Consider the following 20,584-nt stretch of genomic DNA (forward strand, 5'->3'; position numbering starts at 1 on the left):
GCGGCCACATCACCAACGCAACAGTGCCGCAATGCCGTTGGCGTCGCTGAGCGCACCGGCGGCCGCGCCTTCGACCGGACTGATACGAGCCTTGGTCTCGAGTGCGCGGTCGATCAGCCGTTCGGTGAAGCGGGGTTCCGGTGTGCCGCCCCCGGGGCCGACCTCGTCGCCGCCGTACAAGGCGCCGTCCGCACCGATCGTCCCGGCATATCTGACCTCGGGGTCGTACACCAGGTGAGCGACCCGCCCGGCGGTCAACGCCACGGCGACTTCAGACAACCCGAGTACACCGCCCCCTGCACCGGCGGCGTCGCGCACACGGCTCAGCAACTGGCCCTCACGGTCTCCGTGTTGCTCATGAGCCCACTCGGTCACCGTCGCCGCCAGGGCATTGTCGTCGAGACCGCTGAGCACCCGAGCGTCGGCGAATACGATGTCGCGCAACTGTTGCGGAAATCGCGAGATCGCTGCCTCGGTGAAGCGGTCGCCCCCGCTGACCAGGATCCGCTCCCAACCCCGCTCCTCGGCGAGTTTCGCTGCCGCCTCGACGGCCTGGTCGAGGAACCGCTCGCTGTGCTCGCGTTCGCGTGACTGCCGCTGTTCTCGTTTCGGCGAATTGAACTGCCCCGGCGGACCGCCGCCGATTTGCCCCGCCCGCTCATGCGGGGCCTGAATATAGTCCTGCTCCAGCGTGCGCAGATCTTGCAGCGCTCCGAGCCGCCACTCGAGCATCCGCGCACCGCTCGCCGAGAGAACAACGACACCGGCCGCGCGCCCCTCGTCGAGCAGTTCGAGCAGCGGATGCAGAAACGGCCCCTCGTCGAGAACCAGCCGATTAGCCACGGGCAGCGAACTCTGCAGATGCAGCATCCAATCGCTGTCCAGAGCGACGAATGAGACCCGGCTGCGGCCGGTTTCCGGCCGGGCCGCCAGGCCCTCGATCTGCGGCCAGAGTCGCTCGAGCGCGGCGACCACGTCGCGGCTGCGCTCCGCCTCGGCATCCTCGCCGATCCGCCGCTGCAGTTCCCGGTACCGGTTCTTGAGGTCGATCGCGGTCGCCCGCAGGGTCGGGTCGGGTCGGGGATCGACGTCCACGTAGACCGACAGCACGCCCAGCGCATCTGTCCGACGCGAGAGTTCCCGCAGCCTGTCCTCGTCGAGTCGCTCCAGAGCTACCACGGTCCACCTGCCCTTCGCTTCAGTGGCTGTCTGTACCGACTACCCACAGTCCCGCCGCATCAAGCCCACCGATAGAGCGGTTCTCGCCTCACGCTATTCGTAGTTGAGCTCGGCTACCGGGAATTGCCGGTTGCTGAAGTCGATCTGCGCGGCCGGGTTGGCCACCGCGGTCACCACTCCGGATCCGAAGGCACCTTGGCGGTCGAACAGCGTTGCGGTGCCTACCGCGATCCCGTCGGCCGCCCAGTGCGAGTCGGCCTGTACGGCAAGCCAGTCGTCGAGCGGCAGCCGCGACAGCGCCACCGTCAGGTCTCCGTTGATGTAGCCGATCCCTTTGGTGCCGAGGTTGGTCACCAGGCTGGTCGACTCGGCGATCATCGCCGCTCGGACAAACGGTGAGTTCTTCTCCCCCGCAACGACAACGATTCCATCGTTGAAGAAGCACTTGCGCGATGTGTTCTGATGCGTCCCCGGCGAGCGCGTCCAGCCGACTTCCTCGCTGCCGACGTACGGCAGTACCTCACCGTCCGGCTGCGGCGGCTGCGGGACCGACACCGGTGCGATCCACTGCTCACCGGGCGGCGCCGATGAACGCCGGTACTGCAGCAGCGTTGCGCGCGCCACCGCTTTACCCTCCTGCAGCACATCGCATTCCGCACTGCGCACCCGGCGGCCGTCGCGCACCACCCGTACCTCGACGGTGGTCTTCACCCCGCGGGCAGCCTTGAACAGGTCCGTCGTCAACCGCGTGGGCATGAAGTCATCGGATCCGCAATGGGTCTCCAACACCCGGGCGACCAGTCCGACGACCGCAGGGCCGTTGAGGTGGTCGTCACCCCAGTGGCTCTGGGCGAAACGCGTCGGCATGAAGGCGCCGTCGTCGGTCAGCGTGAAATGCGCCGGTTCCGTGCTCATTTGCGGATCTTTGCACAGCCCCTGAAAGCGGTCGCTGTCAGGTGTTGCGTCCGCCGTTGACGCCCAGGATCTGGCCGGTGATGTAGCCGGCTTCTTCGGAGGCGAGGAACGCGCACGCGGCGGCGATATCCTCGGGCCGACCCATACGGCGCACCGGTGTGGCGTCGATCGTCGCCTGGGTGTCGCCGAGGTATCCCTTGGCCTCGGCCTTGCGCAGCATCGGCGTGTCGATGAAGCCGGGCGGCACGGCGTTGACGGTGATCCCGGCCGGGCCGTATTCGAGCGCCAGTGTCTTGGTCAGCCCGTTGACCGCCGACTTGGCCGCCACATAGTGCGCCATGTAGGGCGCACCGGAGTGGGTGCTCGAGGACGACACGTTGACGATGCGGCCCCAGCCCGCCTCGATCATGTCTGGCAGCACGGCCTGCACACAGTGGAAGACGCCGTTGAGGTTGACGTCGATCACCTTCTGCCAGTCCTCGAACGTGATGTCGATGAACCGTTTGAAACCGTCCAAGCCCGCGGCGTTGACCAGGATCGCGACCGGGCCCAACTGCTTGCGGATGGCCGACATCGCGGCGTCGACCTGGGCGCGGTCCGTCACGTCCACGGCGTGCGCGAACTCGTCGTCGCCGGGCGCGAGGTCGATGATCGCGACGCGGTGCCCGTCGGCGCGGAGCCGCTCCACTACCGCGCATCCGATGCCCGAGGCGCCTCCGGTGACAACCGCTGTCTTCATTGCGTGTGTTCCTTTCCTGGATCTGCGGTGCGCCGTGGTGTCCGCAGGCCGAGCGTGCGCCGCCCCGCGTTCACCAGGTGTTGGTACAGGGCGTCGTCGTCGTGCTCGGCCCACATCGGGCCCACGGCCCCGGCGATCCCGGCGAACACCATTGCGGCCTTGATCTCGCCCGCCGAGCCGGCGTCGACGTCGGCGAGCAACCCCAGCTGGCGGTCGATCAGCTCGCGCCAGTTGGGCTGCTCCTGCAGCGCGGTGGCCACGCTCGGGTCTGCCGCGAGGACGGCGGCAAGCGCGCGGTTACGCACCGCTAGCGCGACGTATCCGCTGAGCATGGCCTCCGCCCTGGCACGCGGGGTGCGCCGGGTTTCCGCGTCGCCGACGATGGTGCGCAGCTCGTCGAGGATTGGGTCGAGTACGGCGGCGAGCAGTTGTTCACGGGTCCGAAAGTGGTGGTAAATCGCGGCTTTGGTGAAGCCCAGCTCGTCGGCGATCATCTGCAGCGACGTGCCGGCGAAGCTGTGACGGATGAACAGCGCGATGGCCGCGTCGATGAGCCGCTGTCTGGTGCCCGCGACAGCAGTCAACGATCAGCTCCTCTCGCCTTTACGGTCGTAAAGGACGATACTAGCCGATCGTAAAGCTGGTGCCGACGCGGCGTATGGCAGTGCCAAACTGCCGGCTCATCTGCTCGAGCCGCGCGCGTAGCCATTCGGCGTCATCGTCGGGCGCGTGTTCGAGGCGCATCCGCCGCATTCGCATCGGCGTCATCGAGAGGTTGGCGAGTTGGCCGGTTCGGCGGTCGATCGACGCGAAGTACAGCAGGCGAAGCTCGTGTCGGAAGGCCTCGTAGCTGCCGATGCCCTCGTAGTCGTCGACGGTGTCGCCGCACCCGTAGAGGATCAGCTTGCCGCGGTACACCTCGACGGGGCGCGGATGATGCGATGAGTGACCGTGCACGACGTCGACACCCTCATCGATCAGCCGGTGCGCGAAGCGGATCTGCGCGGGCGGCACCTCGTAGCCCCAGTTGGAGCCCCAGTGCACGGAGGCAATTGTGATGTCGCGGTCCCGTTTTCGCTCCCGCAGGCGGTTGGCGACGGCGGCGGCGGTGGCCTCGGACAGGTCGGGCAGCAGTGCCACCCCCGCGCGGTCGTCGGTGGCGGCCCAGGGCGCCGGGATGCCGCTCGTCACTGATCCGACCGAGGCGATCACCGCCTGCCCTGCCGCCCGAACAGGTTCGTGAGCCTGTCCGATGTCGGAACCCGCTCCGGCGCAGCCTATTCCGGCGCCGGTGAGCACGTCCAACGTCTCGACCAGGCCACGATGACCGAAGTCGAGGACGTGGTTGTTCGCCAGCGCACAGCCGTCGGGCCGGATCGCGGCCAGGCACCCGATGTTGTCCGGATGCATGCGGTAGTGCACGGCCTTTCCCGAGGCGAACTGGCTTCTGGTGGTGATGCTCGTTTCGAGATTGATGAGGCGGACGTGGGGCCGAATCTCGTCGAGGACGGCCAGCGCTTCACCCCACGGCCACGCGAAGTCGACCGGAACGGGGATGGGGCCGTTGGTCTTTTCGGCAAGCGACACATACGTTCGCGCGTCCTTGACGACGGCTTCGCGCAGCGTCGGATCGCCGGGGTGCGGCAGGACCTGATCGATGCCGCGAGCGGTCATCACGTCGCCGGTCACAAATACGACGACGTCGTCGGTGCCCGCTCTCGACGGCACACCGCCAGTGTCCTCCGAACCCCGCGAGCGCGCAGAACGTCAGGGCCGGCGCGCCCGCACCACCCATACGGGGCGTCGTCCGACGTGGCTGCTCTCGACCACCGCGTCGCTGAAACCAGCCGTATGGCACTGCGCGGCAAAGGAATCAGCTTGTTGACGGGTCCAGCCGTGGCTGGCGAACCCGGTCGCACCCGGCTGTGTCTGGCGCTCGACGGCGAGCAGCCGCCCACCTGGCACCAGCACGCGATGCGCCTCGCGCAGCCCGGCGGTGACATCCTGCCAGTGGTGCACGGTGGCCAGCGACCACAGCACCGTTGCCGACTCGTTGCGCAGCGGGATGCTCTCCGCGGTGCCTTCGACCCATGTCACGTTCGCCGACTTCCGTGTGACCGCCCGCGCCATCTTCAGAAACATCGACGACGGGTCGACTCCGGTCGCGTGGGCGCCGCGGCGCGCGGCCTCCCGGACCGCGCTACCCGGCCCGCAGCCGATGTCGATGACGTGGTCGTCCGCCGAAATCCCTGCGAGGTCCATCACCAGGCGCGCGTTCTTCGGCCCCATCAGCAGGAAGACCAGCCCGCACAGCACGGCCATGACACCGGAGAAACCGGGATGATCGGCGTGATGGTTGACCGGTAATGCCGGTGTTGAGTTCATGACTTCAGCTTGCCGCGTGTCCGTTCCCATGGCCAGGTCATCGCCGCCCACACCGTGAACACCAGAGCGGCGGCCACCACCGGGTACCACGGCCACGGCCCGAATACGTCCAGCAGCGACGCCGTCGATGGCTTGCCGTTGAGGAACCCGTAGTTGGACCCGGCGATGCTGTTGAACGTCATGGTGACCGCCGCCCACCCCAACGTCACCGCCACCACGATGCGGTAACTGCGCCACCGCGGCCGCATCCCCCGGCCCCAGGTGAGATAGATGGCGGTCCATACCACCACCAGGTGGATCCCCCAGAACGCCAGGAACCGGTAGTGCGGAAAGTCGGGACCCGTCAGCGCGGGTGAGATCAACGCCTGCACGCTGAGCACCAGTCCCCAGTAATAGGTCACCGCGTACGCCCAGTGCTTCTGCGACCACAACGCGTACGCGGTCACCATGGTGGCCAGGTCGGTCAGGTGCAACGGCATGGACCACCGCACATCGAACGGGACGAGGCCGTAGACCAGGACCCCGGCGTAGGTCAGCGCCGTCACGGCACCGACGATGCGTCCGAAGCGTCGGGACTGCGCTTGGGTCTGCCGTCGCCCCAGCCCTACCAGCAGTGCGGCGCCGACGGCGAAGACGGCCAGCGCGGCCCAATGCGACGGGCCATATGCGGTGAACTCATCTTGTGCGGTGATGTCCACAAGTCTGGCTGGCCTCGCCGAGGGGGCCAAACGAGTGTGAGCGCCGCCTCAACCCATAATCGAAAGAACCGAAGATGGGCTAACGATCGGAGCGGGTGTGGTCGGAACGGCCGCGGGCCATGCACCCGTACGGTCCCCGAGCCTGTTGGTGGCCGGGCTGTCCGTCGTGGTCATCACCGTCGCTGTGCTGCAGACCGCGGTGGTGCCGGTGCTCGGCGTCATCGCCGAACAACTCCAGGTGTCCACGATCGCCGTGAGCTGGGCGGTGACCGCGAACCTGTTGGCGGCGGTGGCCGCGACGCCGTTGGTCGGGCGGCTGGCCGACCTGCACAGCAAGAAGCGGGTGCTGCTGTGGGTGCTCGCGGTCGTGCTCGTCGGGTCGGTGCTGGCGGCGACGACGTCCTCACTGCCGCTGCTGATCATCGGCCGCGTCCTCCAGGCGGCCTCCTATGCCCTCTACCCCATCAGCATCGCGATCCTGCGTGAAGAGTTGTCGCGCGAGCGGTTGATGTCGGCGATGGCGGTGATGTCGGGCGCGTTGGGCTTCGGCGGCGGTGCGGGACTGGTGGTCGTCGGGCTGTTGATGAGCGGCGACGCCGGCTATCACCGGGTGTTCTGGCTGACCACCGCGTTCACGATCATGGTCATCGCCATCGTGGTGTTCGTGGTCCCCAACCGTGAGCGCAACGCGATTGGAACCATCGATTGGCTTGGCGCGGCCGGGCTGGCTGCCGGTTTGTCGACGGCGCTGTTGGCGATCACCCAGGGCTATTCGTGGGGCTGGGCCTCGCCGGCCACGCTGGGCTGCGCGGCGCTGGGCGTCGCACTGCTCGTCGGTTGGTGGCAGTGGGAACGCCGCGCACGCCAGCCGCTGGTGTCGACGGCGATGCTGGCGCGACGACCGATCCTGCTGACCAACCTCGCCACGATCTTCGTCGGGATGGGGTTGTACTTCGCGTTTCTGGGTTTGACGCTGTTCGTGCAGATACCCCGGGAGACCGCCGGCTACGGCTTCAGCGCATCGGTATTGGAAGCCAGCGTGGTGTACCTGTTACCGGGCGCGGTCACCGGCTTTCTGGTCGCGATGGCCAGCGGCAGGTTCATCGACCGGTTCGGTGCCCGGCCGGTGCTGGTGGTCGCGGCCGTCGCCGGCATCGCGGGGTTCTTGTTCGTCGCGTTCGCGCATTCGCAGGCCTGGCAGGTGATCGTGGCCAGCATTCTGGCCAACGCCTACATCAGCCTGGGTTACGGCGCGCTGCCCGCCCTGATCGTCAGCGAGGTCGAGGCCGACGAGACGGGGGTGGCCACGAGCATGAACGCGATCGCCCGCACGATCGGCAGCTCGACGGCCGCCGCCGTGGTCGCGATGCTGCTCGCCCGCACGATGGCCGGGTCCGATGTGCCGGTGCAGAGCAGCTACGTGGCGATCTTCCTCGGCGGCGCGGTGACCGCCGCCCTGGCGCTGATCCTCATCGCGTTCACCGGTGCACGTAAGCCGACCGCGAAAACCCTTGAGGCGCAGTATGAAACACGCGCGATGAACCGCGAGTGGGGTTAACGCAGCGCCGCGAGGTTGTTCACCGACTTGCGCACATCGGATTCGACGACCTTGGCCACCAAGTTGCCGACCGGGGTGTTGAGCAGACCGCCGGTCAGTTCGGCGACCACCCGGAAGGTCGTTCCGGATTCTCGGCTTTCGACGTGCAGGCACAGCCGGATGCAGACGCCGCCACGCCCCTTGCCGATCAACTCGATCAGCTTGGGTTCGTCGTAGCGGGTCACGTGCCAGTGGATGACGTTGCGGAATCCCTTGACCTTGATCAGCGATGACACGGACGTGCCGACCTCGATGTCGGCGGGCACGTCGCTGCGCCAGCCGCCGAAGATGGTGAGCCATTCGTCGAAGCGTCTCAAGTTCGAAGCCAGCGCCCACGCCTGCTCGGGATTCAACTCAGACGACACCGCCACGTCTACCGTTGCCATGCCCTATCACTACCCGACGACGCGGACCGGGAAACGAATCGAAGCACCCGCCGGGCGGCACAGTGGATTCTTTGGGCGCACGTGGAAGCAACGAAGGATTCCATTGTCATCACGTAAATTCGTCACGGAATCGCTTGCGAAGGTCCGACTCCCCCTCCGACGAAAGGCACCGCCGTCATGCCGTCTTCCTCCGAGGCACTCGATCCCCGCGTCGCCACCTCACGGCGACGCTTCATCGGTGGCGGCGCTGCGGCCGCCGCCGCGATGGTCCTCGGTCCGTCGTTCCTGGCGGCGTGCGGATCCGAGGCCGGCCCTTCAGAGACCGCCACCGGCACGGACGGCCCCGCCAGCGGGACGTTGCGCATCTCCAACTGGCCGCTATACATGGCCGACGGTTTCATCGCGGACTTCCAGGACTCCTCGGACATCACCGTCGACTACAAGGAAGACTTCAACGACAACGAGGAGTGGTTCGCCAAGGTCAAAGAACCGCTGTCGCGCAAAAAGGACATCGGCGCCGACCTCGTGGTACCTACCGCGTTCATGGCAGTCCGGCTTCGCAACCTCAACTGGCTCAACGACTTCACCGAAGGCACTGTGCCGAACAAGAAGAACCTCCGGCCCGACTTGCTGAACGCCCAGATAGACCCTGGTCGCAAATTCAGCGCGCCGTACATGACCGGCATGGTCGGGTTGGCCTACAACCGGGCGGCTACCGGGCGTGACATCACCACGCTGGACGACCTGTGGGATCCGCAGTTCAAGGAACAGGTGAGCCTGCTCTCCGATGTGCAGGACGGCCTCGGCATGATCATGCTGGCTCAGGGCGCCGATCCGGCGGCGCCGACGGTCGAATCGGTGCAGCGGGCCGTCGACCTGGTCCGCGAACAAAAGGACAATGGCCAGATCCGCCGCTTCACCGGTAACAACTACGTCGAGGACCTGGCATCGGGCAATGTCGTGATCGCCCAAGCGTATTCGGGTGATGTGGTGCAACTGCAGGCCGATGACCCTGATCTGCAGTTCGTGGTCCCCGAGTCCGGCGGTACCGACTTCGTCGACAACATGGTGATCCCTTACACGACGCAGAACCAGGCCGCGGCGGAGGCGTGGATCAACTACGTCTACGACCGGGCCAACTACGCCAAGCTCATCGCGTTCACCCAGTTCGTGCCCGTGCTCTCCGACATGACCGATGAGCTCAACAAGATCGATCCGGGGTTGGCGAAGAACCAGTTGGTCAATCCGCCGCAGGCCACCATCGACAAGATCACCGCGTGGGCGCCGCTGGCCGATGAGCAGAAGCAGGAGTACGCGTCCATGTACGCAGCGGTCACTGGCCAGTAGCGGAGCCGGCCGGCGGGGTGGCTGCTGTTGCCGGGTGCGGTACGGCAATGCGCGGCACCAGCATCGGCACGCTCCGGCGATAGGCCTGATAATCCGCGCCGAGGGCGACAGACAGGTCGCGCTCCTCGAGCTGGATGGCCACCAGGATGTAGCCGGTGGTGACGGCCGCGAACAGCAGCCGCCCGCCTGACATCGTCGGCGCGGCCCAGAACGCGATGATGAAGCCCAACATCAGCGGGTGGCGCACCAGCCGGTACAACACCCGGACCTGGAACGGGAGCTCGGTGTAGGGCTGTCCCCGCCACGCCAGATAGACCTGCCGAAGACCGAACAGATCGAAATGGTTGATCAGAAACGTCGCCGCGAACACCATCGCCCATCCGATCCAGAACAACGTCCAGATCGCCACCCGGCCCGCGCTCGACGTGACGTCCCAGACCACCACGGGCACAGTGCGCCACTGCCAATAAATCAGCAGCAGTACCGCGCTGGCCAGCAGCACGTAGGTGCTGCGCTCGATGGCCGGCGGGATCAGCCGGGTCCACCACCGCTTGAAGGCCGGTCGGGCCATCACGCTGTGTTGCAGGGCGAACGCTGCGAGCAGTGCCACGTTGATCGCGAGCGCCTGGCCCAGCGGCGCCGCGATGCCCTGTGACACGCTGCGCGGAACGGCGATGTCGCCGACGAACCCGATGGCATACAGGAATGCGACTACGAAAACGGCGTAGCTGACCACGCCGTAGCTGACGATCAGAATTCGGCTCATGGCCTTATTACGGTTCATCCGGTGATGTTGGTTCAACGCCCTGCGTCAAAACCTGAGGCAAGTGCCTCAAATACCGCGATCGACCTCGTCAACCAAGCCCTGTTGCAGGGCATACATGCTGGCGCCGATACGGTTTGACACCCCGATCTTGGCGTAGGTGCGCTCGACGTGATTGCGCGCCGTCTTCTCGCTGATCACCAGCGCTTCAGCGATCTCCTTATTGGAGGCGCCGCGGGCGACCAGGCACAGCACTTCGATCTCGCGCGGGGTGAGGCCGCCGGGACGGCGCACCCGACGGTGCGCACGTTGCCCTGCGGCGTGCAGAACCGCCTCCACCGCCGTCGGATCGAGTTCGCCCGCCCGTACCCGCTTCTCGAGCCTGCGCGCCGCGGATGAGGAGGACAGTTGTTGGCGGTAAGGGCGCGGCTCACAACCGGATTGGTAGCTCACCGCGGCCGCCAGGATGCGGTCGGGCCTGCTGAGCGCGGCGCCGGGAAGACCGCGTGGATACCCGGTGCCGTTGACACACTCGTGGTGGTTGCCCGCGAGTTGCGCAACGCGTTCCAGGCGTCGCACCTGGCTGAGGATGCGCACCGTCAGATACGGGTGCAGCCGAACCCGCTCGAACTCGGCTGCGGACAAGGGTCCTGGTTTGGACCACACTTGGTTGGACACCCCGATGCGTCCCAGATCGTGCACGTGGCCCGCCCGTCGGGTCATCGCGACCGTGTCGGCATCGAGCCCGCACGCCGCCGCTGCGTCTCCGGCGAGCTGACCCACCCTTCGTGAATGCCCAAGTGTGAACGGACATTTCAAATCGACAAAGTCGCCAAGCGCCATGAGGATCTTGTCCAGCGCGTGCTCATCCAAGCGCTGGTCATGCTCGGGTGCCTCGCGTAGTGCCGCGGCCCACGCATCGCCCGCCGGTGGGCCGGCCAGGATATCGTCGGCGTACGCGACGAACGTATCGACAAGATGCGGGTCGAACTGTCCGCCACGTCTGCGGCGCGCCATCGCGACCGCGCCTTCCACACCCCTGATCCGGTGGTGGACCTCGCCCAGCTCGGCGAGCTGGGCGACGCGCGTCTGCACCGGTATCGCGTCGCCGTGTGCGCCTGCCGGTAACCCGCCGCCGTCGTAGCGTTCAAAGGCGAAAGCCAAGGCCGACTGCACATCTGGGCCGAGCCCGATCCGGTCGGCGAGCAGAGCCGCCGAGGTGCAGTGGGAGTGGATCAGTTGGGACAGGTGCCCTCTGGCGTTGGTGAACAAGGTCGTCATGACGCTCAGCCGGTGCATCAACGGCTGACCGCGGCCGACGTTGCTCATCAAGAACCACAGGTACGGCAGCCCCGACCAGTCCAGCAGGTAGGAGTCGCGGCGCACGGCGATGTCGTCGCCGAACCACCCGGCGTACTCGTGGGAGTCCGCGTGGCATCCGATCCACAGGATCAGGGTCGTGTAGTACACGCAGTTGCGTTGTGCGGGGCTCAGACCCAGCCGGTCGGCCAGCCGGGTGGCTCGACGACCCGGTGCCGAGCCGGGTCGAACGACTCGAAATGCCCGGAGCCGACGACGAAGATCCCGCGCTGCGGAGGACGGAAATCGGCGAGCCGGGCCTGCCGGTCAAGCGGCCCCACCGGCCCTAGGTCCTCACCTCGCCACCACGCGCGTGACCCGGCCACCGCCCACAATTGCGTCGGCGCGATCATGAACCGCTGACCGTTGGGAGCAAGACCGGCAAGCCTGACCCGCCCGCTGCGCAGCACCGGCCCGACGACCCGTCCGATCACCGCGAGCGCCGACCGGTTCGTCCACGTCGCAGCCGGCAGCCGCCGTCCGATGCTGCTCATCAGCCGCGTGCCGGGGGTCGTCTCCAGCTCGATCGTCCAGTCGAGCAGCCCCGCGATCCGCACCAGCAGCGACCACGGCGTCAGCCAGGCGACGTCGATATCGCATTCGATCGGGTCCCCCGTCGCGGCGCTGAAGTACCGCGAGCAACTCTGCTGGCCGGGCGTGGTGGCATAGAACGACCACTCTCCGGATGGACCGCGATGCCATACCGATCGGTAGGCGGGTGAGAAAGAGGTTGCCGGGAAATCCCGCAGGGCCAGGTAGTGCCCACTTCGAAACGGCAGGCCCATCACGCCATAGCCGACGAACCGTTCGTCGTCGCCGGGGGGCAGGGTGGCGTTGCGCGTGACGGCCGCGGCGGCCTCTGAGGGTGTGAGTGTGTTCGTCATACCCCGTATGGTTGGCCGGCCGCCGGCCGCGGCGCATGGGGCGGCTGCCTCATCTCGGGGTGACGGTGACCGTGACGCGGCCTTTGGCGTCACGGTGGGCCACGGCGTGCCCGGCGCGGTCCTGCCCGTCGAATCCGACCAGGGTGAGCGGGCCGCCGTCGTCGAGGAAGTTGCGCCACCAGGTCTTCGCGTCGGGGGCCATGACGTTGATGACGATGTCGTCGCCGGCGCGCCGGTAGTTCACCGGGGTCTCGAACGTCTTGCCTGATCGGCGGCCGACATAGCGAATCTTCACAAATCCTCTGCGCATGATCGAACCGAGCACCGGCGCATCGAGCAGGCCGACGACGAACCCGTTGAATCCATGGACGGCCGGCGAACCGAAGAACCCACGTCCCATGAGGCAAGGGTAACTAGCGAGACCTCCATGAGGGCTGCGATTCTCGCCGGTTCACGACCCGTTCGCAGCATTCGCGGCGATGCTGCTGCGTCAGGCGACCTGGCCCGCACCACCGCGGCGGTGCGTGTCCGTCGACCACAGATGGGCGCAGCCCGGACACTGCATGTGCACCACGGTGGCGTCGTTGCCCAGCAGGTATTGCCAGTGCTCCGAGCAGTTGCGGCGATCCTCGCAATCCTCGCATCCCACGCCGTGGCGGCAGTTGGGGCAGTCGAGCCATACCCGACGTGCGCGGTCGGCGGTGGGATCAATCGGCAGCACGGTTCACCGTCCGATCGGGCAGCACCCCGGCAGCGACCAGGTCGTCGTAGATCTGCTGCTGGTCGGCATCCAGATCGGAGTACAGCATCTCGTATGCGCGCTGCTCCTCGGCGAGCACCGCAATGGGGTCCCAGTCGTCGCCGATGGCCGCCAGCACGGCGGTTCGCCGTCTGGCCTCGTCGAGGGTCAGGTCATAGACGAAGTCGAGACCGGCCATACCGGCACCTCCAAACCATTCGTGACAAAGCGAACGGTTAGGGTGGCCTAAGTAGGCCGCGCCCGGCAATGACGCACGTCACATGTCGTCGCCGACTACGTCACACCTGCTCAGCCAGCCAGCGTCGTTGCCGGCGGACGAATTCCGCGTCGACGACGGCGCCGTGCCCGGGCACGTAGACCGCGTCCGCGCCGCCCACCTCGAGCAACCGGTCCAGCGTGGCGGGCCATGCCACCGGATCGGAGTCATCGTCGATGCAGGGGTCACCGGACTCCTCGACGAGGTCTCCGCAGAACACCACCGCGGTATCTGATGCGGGCACGATCGCGATCAGGTCATGGTCGGTGTGGCCGGGCCCCGGGTGCCCGATCGTCACGGCGATGTCGGTCAGGTCGATGACGGCGGCGTTGGTCAGGTGCTGCGGTACGGACAGGCCCTGGATCGCGCGGTCCACCTCTGCGACGTCGGCGCCGTGCCGGACGGCGTCGTCGCGAAGGTGGTGCCGACCATCCGACATGGTCGCCGCCACTTGCGACGCACAGTAGATCCGCGCGTCGGGGAACGCCGACGATCCGAGGATATGGTCGAAGTGGTTGTGGGTCAGCAGGATATGGCTGACATCGCGGTGCCCCATCGCCGCGATGTCGGCGGTGATGGCCTCGGCTTCGGTCAGGGTGGTGCCGGTGTCGATCAACAAGGTTCCCGCGCTACCGGCCACCACGCCGATAGTGACGTCGAGAAACGGTAGGCGGCAGCGGAATACGGCGTCGGCCAGACGCTCCCACGAGTAGTTCACCGCAGCGTCAGCGGTTGCGCCGATCGGTATTGGTCGAGCACCTGCGGAGTCGGTTCAGCGGTGTAGGGCGTCGTCACGCCATATGACCATACCGGTGGTGAATCCTGTTGTGTCAGAGTCCACGCCGCCTGTCTGGCCGCGCCGAGCGCGACGTACTCGGCGGGTTCCGGCACGTCGACCGGCCTGCCCCACACCGCGGGCGCGATGCGGCGAACGGCTTTCGAGCGCATGGCGCCGCCGACCAGGATGAGACGTCTGACGTCGACGCCCTGCGCGGAGATCTTCTCGATGCAGTACGCCATCGAGGCGAGCAAACCCTCGACTGCGGCGCGGGCAACGTTGGCCGGCACCAGGTTCCGCGTGGTCACGCCGTGCAGGGCGCCCGCCGCTTCCGGCAGGTTCGGTGATCGCTCGCCCTCGAAGTAAGGCACCAGCGTCAGCCCCTCCGCGCCCGCGGGCGCCGACAACGCCAGCCTGTCGAACTCGGCGAAGTCCACGTTGAGCATGCGCGCGACCGCCGCCAGCACGGGTGCGCCGTTGAGCGTGCACACCAGCGGCAGTTGGCGCCCGGTCGCGTCGGCGAATCCGGCGACCAGTCCCGCGGCGTCGTGTGGGGCGGTGTCGCTGACGGCGCTGACCACCCCCGAGGTGCCCAGCGATACGACGCCGTCGCCCAGCGCCGCCCCGAGGCCGAGCGCCGCAGCGGCGTTATCCCCGGCACCCGGGCCGAGCACTGCCCCGGATGCGGTGCGTCCGGCTTCGTCGTGCGGACCCAGCACGGTCGGCAGCAACGGGCGGCGGCCGCGCATCGCCAGCTCGAGCAGATCGGGATGGTAGGCGTCGTGCTCGGCGGAGTAATAGCCGGTGCCGCTGGCGTCGCTGCGGTCGGTACGCAGGTCCGCCACATCGGCGGAACCGGTCAGCCGCCACGTCAACCAGTCGTGCGGAAGACACACCGCGGCTGTCGCGTCGGCGTGCGCGGGTTCATGGTCGGCCAGCCACCGCACCTTGGCTGCGGTGATCGCCGCGACCGGCACCACGCCGACACGTTTGACCCATTCGGCTGCGCCGCCGAGCTCGCGGACCAGTTCGTCGGCCGAGGCGCTGGACCGAGTGTCGTTCCACAACAATGTATCTCGAACGGCACGCCCCGATGCGTCCAGGCACACCATGCCGTGTTGCTGGGCGCCAACCGACAGCGCCGCCACGTCGTCGAGGCCGCCTGCCTCACCGATGGCGGTTTGCAACGCGGACCACCACGACTCGGGGTCCACCTCGGTGCCGGCTGGATGCGGCGAGGAGGCCGATCTGATGATCTCCCCGGTGTCGGCCCGGCACACCACGACCTTGCACGACTGGGTGGACGAATCGATGCCCGCAACGAGATCCACCCTTACGAACCTACCTCGACGGGCGGAGGTGAATGCGTGATCGATATGCACCGTGCCGGTGGTGCTGCGAGAATCGCCAGGTGGATATCGAGCACCCCGGCGCCGTCGAGCGATGGGACGAGAACCGCAACGAGACGGAAGCCCAACGGCTGGACCGCAATTGGACCAGTCTGCTGCAGGAGCTCAGGGTAGCCCAAACCGGTGTCCAACTGCTGACGGGCTTCCTGCTGATCCTGCCGTTCTCCGACCGGTTCGACAAACTCGACGTCCTGATGCGCGGGGTCTATCTGGCCACGGTCGTCTCTTCGATCGGTGCGACCGTCCTGCTTGTCGCGCCGGTGACCTTGCACCGGATACTGTTCCGCCGCCATCGGCTCAAGACGCTGGTGGCCACCTCACACCGGTACGCCGTGGTGGGAACACTGCTGTTGGGTATCACGCTGGCCGGGGTGGCGACCATCATCTTCGACGCCGTGACGGGCCGAATCTTCGCCTGGGTCGCCGGTGGCTTCGCGCTGCTGGGCCTGGGCGTGTTCTGGTACGCGATACCCCTGCTGCGACGCCGACGTTCACAGGGCGACCCATACTGAGGATTGGTCCGGGCGTTTGTCCCGGCGTGGCCCGGGGAACACACGGTTCATGTTGATCCGACGAATCGCGCGCCCCATGCTCTCAGCGGTGTTCATCACACGGGGCGTCGACGCCCTCCGTAGCCCCAAACCGGCGGCCGACGCGACGCGCCCAACCCTCGAGGGGCTGAGCAAGCTGCCCGACCCTGTCGGCACGAACGTCCCCTCCGACGCCGAGACCGTCGCCCGCATCAATGCCGCGGTACAAATCGGCGGCGGCCTGCTGTTGGCCACGGGCAAACTGCCCCGGCTGGCGTCGGCGGCGCTGGCGCTCAGCGTGGTACCGGGCAGCCTTGGCGGCCACGCCTTCTGGCAGGAGACCGACCCGCAGCGCAAGACCGACGAACGACGGGCCCTCGTCACCGACATCAGCCTCATCGGCGGGCTGATCATCGCGGCCGTCGACACCGAGGGCAAACCGTCGCTGGGCTGGCGGGGCCGTCGCGCCGCGCACAAGGTCACCGGAGCCGTCGGCGCCGCGCTGCCCGCCGGTGCGGCCACGGGCGGAGCGCTGGCCGACAGTGCGCTCGCCGAGAAGGTCGGCCACGGGCTTCAGGTCGGCGCCGAACGGGGTCGTGAACTCGCCCACGTCGCACGTGAGCGGGGCACCGAACTGGCCGAGGTGGCTCGCGAACGCGGCCCGGAGTGGGCCGAGGTGGCGCGCAAGCGCGGTGCCGAGCTAGCCGACGTGGCTCGCGAGCGCGGTGCGGAACTGGCCGAGGTCGCCCGCGAGCGGGGCCCCGAACTGGCGGAGACCGCGCGCAAACGCGCGCCCGAACTGGCGGAGACCGCGCGCAAACGCGCGCCCGAGTTCGCCGGCACCGCGCGCGCACAGGTCAAACAACGTCGCGGCCGCAAGCGCTGACGTCACACCACCATCCAGAGGGCCAGCGCTAGTAGGAACGCGCTGAGACCGAGCGTCGTCTCCATCACGGTCCAGGTCTTCAGGGTGGTCTTGACGTCCATCCCGAAGAACCGGCTGACCAGCCAGAAGCCCGAGTCGTTGACGTGTGAGAGCACGGTCGCACCCGCGGCGATGGCGATCACCAACAAGGTGAGGTGCAAGCTGGTCAGGTCGGCCTCGGCGGCCGCGGCGGCGAGCAAGCCGGCCGTCGTCGTCAAGGCGACCGTGGCGGACCCCTGCGCGACGCGCAGCAGCGTGGCGATCACGAAAGCCTGCACGATCAGCGACATTCCGAGGTCAGACAGTGAGTCGGACAGCGCATCGCCGATACCGCTGAGTTCGAGCACACCACCGAACATGCCGCCGGCGCCAGTGATCAGGATGATCGAGCAGATCGGGCCGAGCGCGTTGTCCAGGATCGTGTTGACGTCGGCCATCCGGTGCTCGCGCAGGCCCAGCACGACGATGGCCACGATGACCGTGATCAGCAGGGCAACCGTGGTGTTGCCGAGCAACATCAGGTACCGCGCCCAGGTGGCGTCGTCGGCGACCACACCGGCGGTGATGAGCGTGTTGAACACGGTGTTGAACGAGATCAGCACCATCGGCAGCAGCAACAACGCGAGCACGGTCGGAAACGACGGAGCCGTCCGGGTCCGGGTCTGTGTCCCCGCACCGCTGCCCGCGGCGTCGTCGCCGCCGGCGTCCTCGTCACGTCCGCCGTTCAAGGAACCGAACAGCGTCTCCGGAATGTCGACGTGCACCCGGTGTCCGAGCACCCGTGACACGAGCATCACACCCACGAACCACGACACGATCGCGATCGGCGCACCGACAAGCAACGTCAACCCGATGTCGGCGTCGAGTGCCTCAGCGGCCGCGACGGGCCCGGGGTGCGGCGGCACCAGGGCGTGCATCGCGGCGAAGGCGCCGGCGGCCGGCAGCGCGTACAGCAGAAGCGAACCGCCGAAGCGCCGCGCGACCGTCATGATGATCGGCAGGAAGACGACAAGACCGGCGTCGAAGAAGATCGGAAAGCCGAACAGCAGCGCGGCCACCCCGAGCGCCAGCGGTGCGCGCTTCTCGCCGAACCGGCCGATGAGCGTGTCGGCGAGCACCTGTGCGCCGCCGGTGATCTCGAGCAGGCGCCCGAGCATGATGCCGAAACCGACGAGGATAGCCACCGAGCCGATCGTGTCGGCGAAGCCGAACGAGAGCGCGTCGGGGATGTCACCGACGGGGATGCCTGCGGCGATCGCGGTCAGCACGCTCACCAACACCAGCGCCACGAACGCGTGCAGCTTCAACTTCATGATCAAGAACAGCAGAAGGGCGACAGCTGCCGCGGCGATCAAGAGCAGTGTGCCGGCGCCGTACGCCGGTTCGATTGCTTGCACCAGGCCTCCCAGACCTATTCGGTTGTGCTGACGTAGGTCTCGATAATCGAATCGATGCTCTGATCGACGTCGATGGTGACGCCGTCCTCATCGCTCTCGAGCGGCTCGAGGGTGGCGAACTGGGATTGCAGCAGTGATGCGGGCATGAAGTGGCCGGGACGGCTGGCCTGGCGCCTGCCGATCACCTCCGGGGTGCCGCTGAGGTGCACGAATTCAATGGCGGGACAGTGACGGCGCAGTTGGTCGCGATACCTGCGCTTGAGCGCCGAGCAGCTCATCACCCCGCCGCGATCGCCCCGCTCGGCCAGCCACTCCCCGATCGCGTCCAGCCACGGCCGGCGGTCGTCGTCGTCGAGCGGTTGGCCCGACGTCATCTTGGCGATGTTGGCCGGCGGGTGGAAATCATCGGCGTCGGCGTACGGCACCCGCAACCGCTGCGCCAACGCCGCCCCGACGGTCGACTTGCCCGACCCCGATACGCCCATCACGACGATTGGCGACGTCATCTATTGCACCTATCCGTTGTGGCTGACGTCACAACCATGCCGCGATGGTCATATGATTGCAAGGCTGTTACAGAAAGATATGCCTTTAAGTGTTGCGATGCAGTTATGACAGGATGTATCCGTGTCGTCGGAATCGAACGTCGGCGCCTTGCACGCCAGTTTGCTCACCGCATTGGGCACCGCGATCGTGTCCGGTGCATATCCGGCGGGCCATGTGCTCACGCTCGACGGGGTGAGCACACAGCACGGTCTGTCGCGCAGCGTCACCCGTGAGGTCGTGCGCGTGCTCGAATCGATGGGTCTGGTCGAGTCCCGCCGTCGAGTGGGGCTCACGGTCCAGCCGGTCGAGAAGTGGAATGTGTTCGATCCCATGCTCATACGCTGGCGCATCGACGTCGGCGACCGCACCGCCCAGCTGATGTCACTGTCGGAGTTGCGGCGCGGCTTCGAACCCATCGCCGCCGCCCTGGCCGCGCGACGCGCGAACCCCGACCAGTGCCGGACCATGGCCGCGGCCGTCTCCGACATGGTGGTGCACGGCCGATCCGGCGACCTCGAGTCATACCTATTGGCCGACAAGCTCTTTCACCGAACCGTGCTGGAGGCCAGCGGCAACGAGATGTTCCGCGCGCTCGACGGCGTCGTCGCCGCGGTGCTCACCGGCCGCACCCACCACGGCATGATGCCCAGCACACCCAACCCGGAGGCCATCGAACTGCACGACGAGGTGGCCCGCGCCATCAGAACCGGCGACGGGGCCGCCGCCGAGAAGGCGATGCGCGCCATCATCGACGAGGCGGCGGCTGACCTATGTCGTGAGCTGAATGGTTAACTGCCACCGTGGACAGGGAACCGAAACTCGCCCGGCGATTCTTCGATCGAATCGAACCAGTGCACGCCGTCACCTACTTCGCGCCGGAAGCCCGCGCCGCCCTCGATGGGCTTGGCTTCAAAGGCTTCTGGATGGGTTACTTCGCGGCCCGCTCGGCCCCGTTCGGGATCGTGCCGCCGCAAGTGGTGACCGCCGCGTTCTACAACTTCGCGCCGCTCCGAGTGGCCAGGGCCCTGCCCGCCGCCTGGGACGTCGCCACGCCGGCCGACGCGCTTCGGGTGCGTAGGGAGGCAGCGGTGGCGGCGCTGCGCCGCAACGGCGTCGCCGACGACGAGAACGTGCGCCAAGCCGCCGAACTGGCCGCCAAGGCCGCCCGCAGCGCACCGCTGGACGGCCGCGCGCTGTTCGCCGCCAACGCGGCGCTGGACTGGCCCGACGAACCGCTGGCCAAGCTGTGGCACGCCGCCACGCTGCTGCGTGAACAACGCGGCGACGGCCACATCGCCGTGCTGGCGGCCTGCGGGATCTCCGGACGCGAGGCCAATGTCTTGCATGCGGCCGCGGGCCGGGTGCCCAAAGAGATGATCATGCGCAGCCGCGACTACGACGACGAACAGTGGCGGCTCTACAGTGACCGGTTGGCCCGGCGTGGCTTGCTCGACGGCGACGAACTGACCGCGGCCGGACGCGAACTCAAAGCCCATATCGAAGACACCACCGACCGGCTTGCGCTGTCGGCGCTCGAGGCGTTAACCGACGACGAGGTGGAGACGCTGTTCCGGGCGTTGACGCCGATCACCCGTGCCGTGGTGGCCGGCGGCGATCTGCCCGCCGCGACGCCGATGGGGCTGAACCGCGACGACCTCGACAACGACTCGGCCCGCTAGTTGGCGCATTTGGCGCGAGCGTGCGGGTTTGCGGGCGACACGCCGTGGAATA

General features: G+C 67.5%; 23 protein-coding genes and 1 pseudogene. 6 read left to right on the forward strand and 18 right to left on the reverse strand.

Annotated features, from left to right (window positions below; genetic code table 11):
* Positions 1-9: 9 nt before the first annotated feature.
* The 7 genes from ABQF13_RS17825 to ABQF13_RS17855 all read right to left on the reverse strand — a co-directional run bounded on the left by ABQF13_RS17825 (position 10) and on the right by ABQF13_RS17855 (position 5,916).
* On the reverse strand, positions 10-1,179 hold the full coding sequence (locus ABQF13_RS17825; protein WP_448394108.1) for an MSMEG_1130 family ribosome hibernation factor: 1,170 nt from the start codon (positions 1,177-1,179) through the stop codon (positions 10-12).
* A gap of 93 nt (positions 1,180-1,272) precedes the next feature.
* Positions 1,273-2,094 (reverse strand): acyl-CoA thioesterase domain-containing protein, encoded by an 822-nt coding sequence (locus tag ABQF13_RS17830; RefSeq protein WP_448394109.1) that lies wholly within the window; start codon positions 2,092-2,094, stop codon positions 1,273-1,275.
* 37 nt (positions 2,095-2,131) lie between these two features.
* Positions 2,132-2,833: an SDR family NAD(P)-dependent oxidoreductase gene (locus ABQF13_RS17835; protein WP_448394110.1), complete on the reverse strand. Its 702-nt coding sequence runs from the start codon at positions 2,831-2,833 to the stop codon at positions 2,132-2,134.
* Positions 2,830-3,417: a TetR/AcrR family transcriptional regulator gene (locus ABQF13_RS17840; RefSeq protein WP_448394111.1), complete on the reverse strand. Its 588-nt coding sequence runs from the start codon at positions 3,415-3,417 to the stop codon at positions 2,830-2,832. The genes ABQF13_RS17835 and ABQF13_RS17840 overlap by 4 nt, the downstream gene beginning before the upstream one ends.
* A gap of 40 nt (positions 3,418-3,457) precedes the next feature.
* The gene (locus ABQF13_RS17845; protein WP_448394112.1) at positions 3,458-4,561 is read right to left on the reverse strand and encodes a CapA family protein; all 1,104 of its coding nucleotides are present in this window, start codon (positions 4,559-4,561) and stop codon (positions 3,458-3,460) included.
* A 39-nt stretch (positions 4,562-4,600) separates the two neighbouring features.
* Entirely contained in the window at positions 4,601-5,218 is a 618-nt protein-coding gene (locus tag ABQF13_RS17850) for a class I SAM-dependent methyltransferase (protein ID WP_448394113.1), read from the reverse strand.
* A complete protein-coding gene (locus ABQF13_RS17855; RefSeq protein ID WP_448394114.1) occupies positions 5,215-5,916 on the reverse strand; it encodes a YwaF family protein in 702 nt (233 codons plus the stop codon). Before ABQF13_RS17855 ends, ABQF13_RS17850 begins: the two co-directional genes overlap by 4 nt.
* 97 nt (positions 5,917-6,013) lie before the next feature.
* On the opposite strand from ABQF13_RS17855, the gene ABQF13_RS17860 reads away from it, so the two are divergent.
* A complete protein-coding gene (locus tag ABQF13_RS17860) occupies positions 6,014-7,474 on the forward strand; it encodes an MFS transporter (RefSeq protein WP_448394115.1) in 1,461 nt (486 codons plus the stop codon).
* Here the strand turns inward: ABQF13_RS17860 and ABQF13_RS17865 are convergent.
* A complete protein-coding gene (locus ABQF13_RS17865) occupies positions 7,471-7,899 on the reverse strand; it encodes a type II toxin-antitoxin system Rv0910 family toxin (protein ID WP_448394116.1) in 429 nt (142 codons plus the stop codon). The two genes, ABQF13_RS17860 and ABQF13_RS17865, sit on opposite strands and share 4 nt — an antisense overlap.
* 177 nt (positions 7,900-8,076) lie before the next feature.
* On the opposite strand from ABQF13_RS17865, the gene ABQF13_RS17870 reads away from it, so the two are divergent.
* Complete coding sequence (locus ABQF13_RS17870) at positions 8,077-9,246, forward strand: polyamine ABC transporter substrate-binding protein (RefSeq protein ID WP_448394117.1); 1,170 nt, start codon at positions 8,077-8,079, stop codon at positions 9,244-9,246.
* Here the strand turns inward: ABQF13_RS17870 and mddA are convergent.
* From mddA to ABQF13_RS17910, 8 genes and pseudogenes are all read right to left on the reverse strand, one after another.
* On the reverse strand, positions 9,233-10,012 hold the full coding sequence (gene mddA / locus ABQF13_RS17875) for a methanethiol S-methyltransferase (RefSeq protein WP_448394311.1): 780 nt from the start codon (positions 10,010-10,012) through the stop codon (positions 9,233-9,235). The two genes, ABQF13_RS17870 and mddA, sit on opposite strands and share 14 nt — an antisense overlap.
* Positions 10,013-10,078: 66 nt before the next feature.
* Positions 10,079-11,530, reverse strand: a pseudogene (locus ABQF13_RS17880) (HD domain-containing phosphohydrolase); the annotation flags it as partial.
* Complete coding sequence (locus tag ABQF13_RS17885) at positions 11,500-12,252, reverse strand: hypothetical protein (RefSeq protein ID WP_448394118.1); 753 nt, start codon at positions 12,250-12,252, stop codon at positions 11,500-11,502. The pseudogene ABQF13_RS17880 and the gene ABQF13_RS17885, both read right to left, overlap by 31 nt.
* A gap of 49 nt (positions 12,253-12,301) precedes the next feature.
* Positions 12,302-12,652, reverse strand: a complete 351-nt coding sequence (locus tag ABQF13_RS17890; protein ID WP_448394119.1) for a hypothetical protein — start codon at positions 12,650-12,652, stop codon at positions 12,302-12,304.
* A 90-nt stretch (positions 12,653-12,742) separates the two neighbouring features.
* Positions 12,743-12,973 carry a hypothetical protein gene (locus tag ABQF13_RS17895; protein WP_448394120.1) on the reverse strand — a complete coding sequence of 77 codons (231 nt, stop codon included), beginning with the start codon at positions 12,971-12,973 and terminating at the stop codon, positions 12,743-12,745.
* The gene (locus ABQF13_RS17900) at positions 12,960-13,190 is read right to left on the reverse strand and encodes a DUF6400 family protein (protein ID WP_448394121.1); all 231 of its coding nucleotides are present in this window, start codon (positions 13,188-13,190) and stop codon (positions 12,960-12,962) included. The genes ABQF13_RS17895 and ABQF13_RS17900 overlap by 14 nt, the downstream gene beginning before the upstream one ends.
* A 100-nt stretch (positions 13,191-13,290) precedes the next feature.
* Positions 13,291-13,986: an MBL fold metallo-hydrolase gene (locus ABQF13_RS17905; protein ID WP_448394122.1), complete on the reverse strand. Its 696-nt coding sequence runs from the start codon at positions 13,984-13,986 to the stop codon at positions 13,291-13,293.
* Positions 13,983-15,377 (reverse strand): xylulokinase, encoded by a 1,395-nt coding sequence (locus ABQF13_RS17910; protein WP_448394123.1) that lies wholly within the window; start codon positions 15,375-15,377, stop codon positions 13,983-13,985. Before ABQF13_RS17910 ends, ABQF13_RS17905 begins: the two co-directional genes overlap by 4 nt.
* Before the next feature lie 80 nt (positions 15,378-15,457).
* On the opposite strand from ABQF13_RS17910, the gene ABQF13_RS17915 reads away from it, so the two are divergent.
* Positions 15,458-15,967, forward strand: coding sequence for a DUF6328 family protein (locus ABQF13_RS17915; protein WP_448394124.1), 510 nt, complete (start codon positions 15,458-15,460; stop codon positions 15,965-15,967).
* A gap of 49 nt (positions 15,968-16,016) precedes the next feature.
* Entirely contained in the window at positions 16,017-16,871 is an 855-nt protein-coding gene (locus ABQF13_RS17920; RefSeq protein ID WP_448394125.1) for a DoxX family membrane protein, read from the forward strand.
* A gap of 2 nt (positions 16,872-16,873) precedes the next feature.
* Here ABQF13_RS17920 and ABQF13_RS17925 read toward each other — a convergent pair whose 3' ends face one another.
* Together ABQF13_RS17925 and ABQF13_RS17930 are read right to left on the reverse strand one after the other, a co-directional pair.
* Positions 16,874-18,307, reverse strand: coding sequence for a GntP family permease (locus tag ABQF13_RS17925; RefSeq protein ID WP_448394126.1), 1,434 nt, complete (start codon positions 18,305-18,307; stop codon positions 16,874-16,876).
* Positions 18,308-18,321: 14 nt separating this feature from the next.
* Entirely contained in the window at positions 18,322-18,813 is a 492-nt protein-coding gene (locus ABQF13_RS17930; RefSeq protein ID WP_448394127.1) for a gluconokinase, read from the reverse strand.
* Positions 18,814-18,934: 121 nt separating this feature from the next.
* Between ABQF13_RS17930 and ABQF13_RS17935 the strand changes: the two genes are divergently transcribed.
* A complete protein-coding gene (locus ABQF13_RS17935; RefSeq protein ID WP_448394128.1) occupies positions 18,935-19,645 on the forward strand; it encodes a FadR/GntR family transcriptional regulator in 711 nt (236 codons plus the stop codon).
* Positions 19,646-19,653: 8 nt separating this feature from the next.
* A complete protein-coding gene (locus ABQF13_RS17940) occupies positions 19,654-20,532 on the forward strand; it encodes an SCO6745 family protein (protein WP_448394129.1) in 879 nt (292 codons plus the stop codon).
* The last annotated feature ends 52 nt before the right edge of the window (positions 20,533-20,584 follow it).

This window comes from Mycolicibacterium sp. XJ879, from assembly GCF_053483935.1.

Bases quoted from the DNA above. Each gene is read 5' to 3' on its own strand.
- ABQF13_RS17865 (WP_448394116.1), bottom strand. From the start codon at position 7,899: ATGGCAACGGTAGACGTGGCGGTGTCGTCTGAGTTGAATCCCGAGCAG.
- ABQF13_RS17870 (WP_448394117.1), top strand. From the start codon at position 8,077: ATGCCGTCTTCCTCCGAGGCACTCGATCCCCGCGTCGCCACCTCACGG.
- mddA (WP_448394311.1), bottom strand. From the start codon at position 10,012: ATGAGCCGAATTCTGATCGTCAGCTACGGCGTGGTCAGCTACGCCGTT.
- ABQF13_RS17850 (WP_448394113.1), bottom strand. From the start codon at position 5,218: ATGAACTCAACACCGGCATTACCGGTCAACCATCACGCCGATCATCCC.
- ABQF13_RS17920 (WP_448394125.1), top strand. From the start codon at position 16,017: ATGTTGATCCGACGAATCGCGCGCCCCATGCTCTCAGCGGTGTTCATC.
- ABQF13_RS17835 (WP_448394110.1), bottom strand. From the start codon at position 2,833: ATGAAGACAGCGGTTGTCACCGGAGGCGCCTCGGGCATCGGATGCGCG.
- ABQF13_RS17930 (WP_448394127.1), bottom strand. From the start codon at position 18,813: ATGACGTCGCCAATCGTCGTGATGGGCGTATCGGGGTCGGGCAAGTCG.
- ABQF13_RS17830 (WP_448394109.1), bottom strand. From the start codon at position 2,094: ATGAGCACGGAACCGGCGCATTTCACGCTGACCGACGACGGCGCCTTC.
- ABQF13_RS17890 (WP_448394119.1), bottom strand. From the start codon at position 12,652: ATGGGACGTGGGTTCTTCGGTTCGCCGGCCGTCCATGGATTCAACGGG.
- ABQF13_RS17900 (WP_448394121.1), bottom strand. From the start codon at position 13,190: ATGGCCGGTCTCGACTTCGTCTATGACCTGACCCTCGACGAGGCCAGA.
- ABQF13_RS17885 (WP_448394118.1), bottom strand. From the start codon at position 12,252: ATGACGAACACACTCACACCCTCAGAGGCCGCCGCGGCCGTCACGCGC.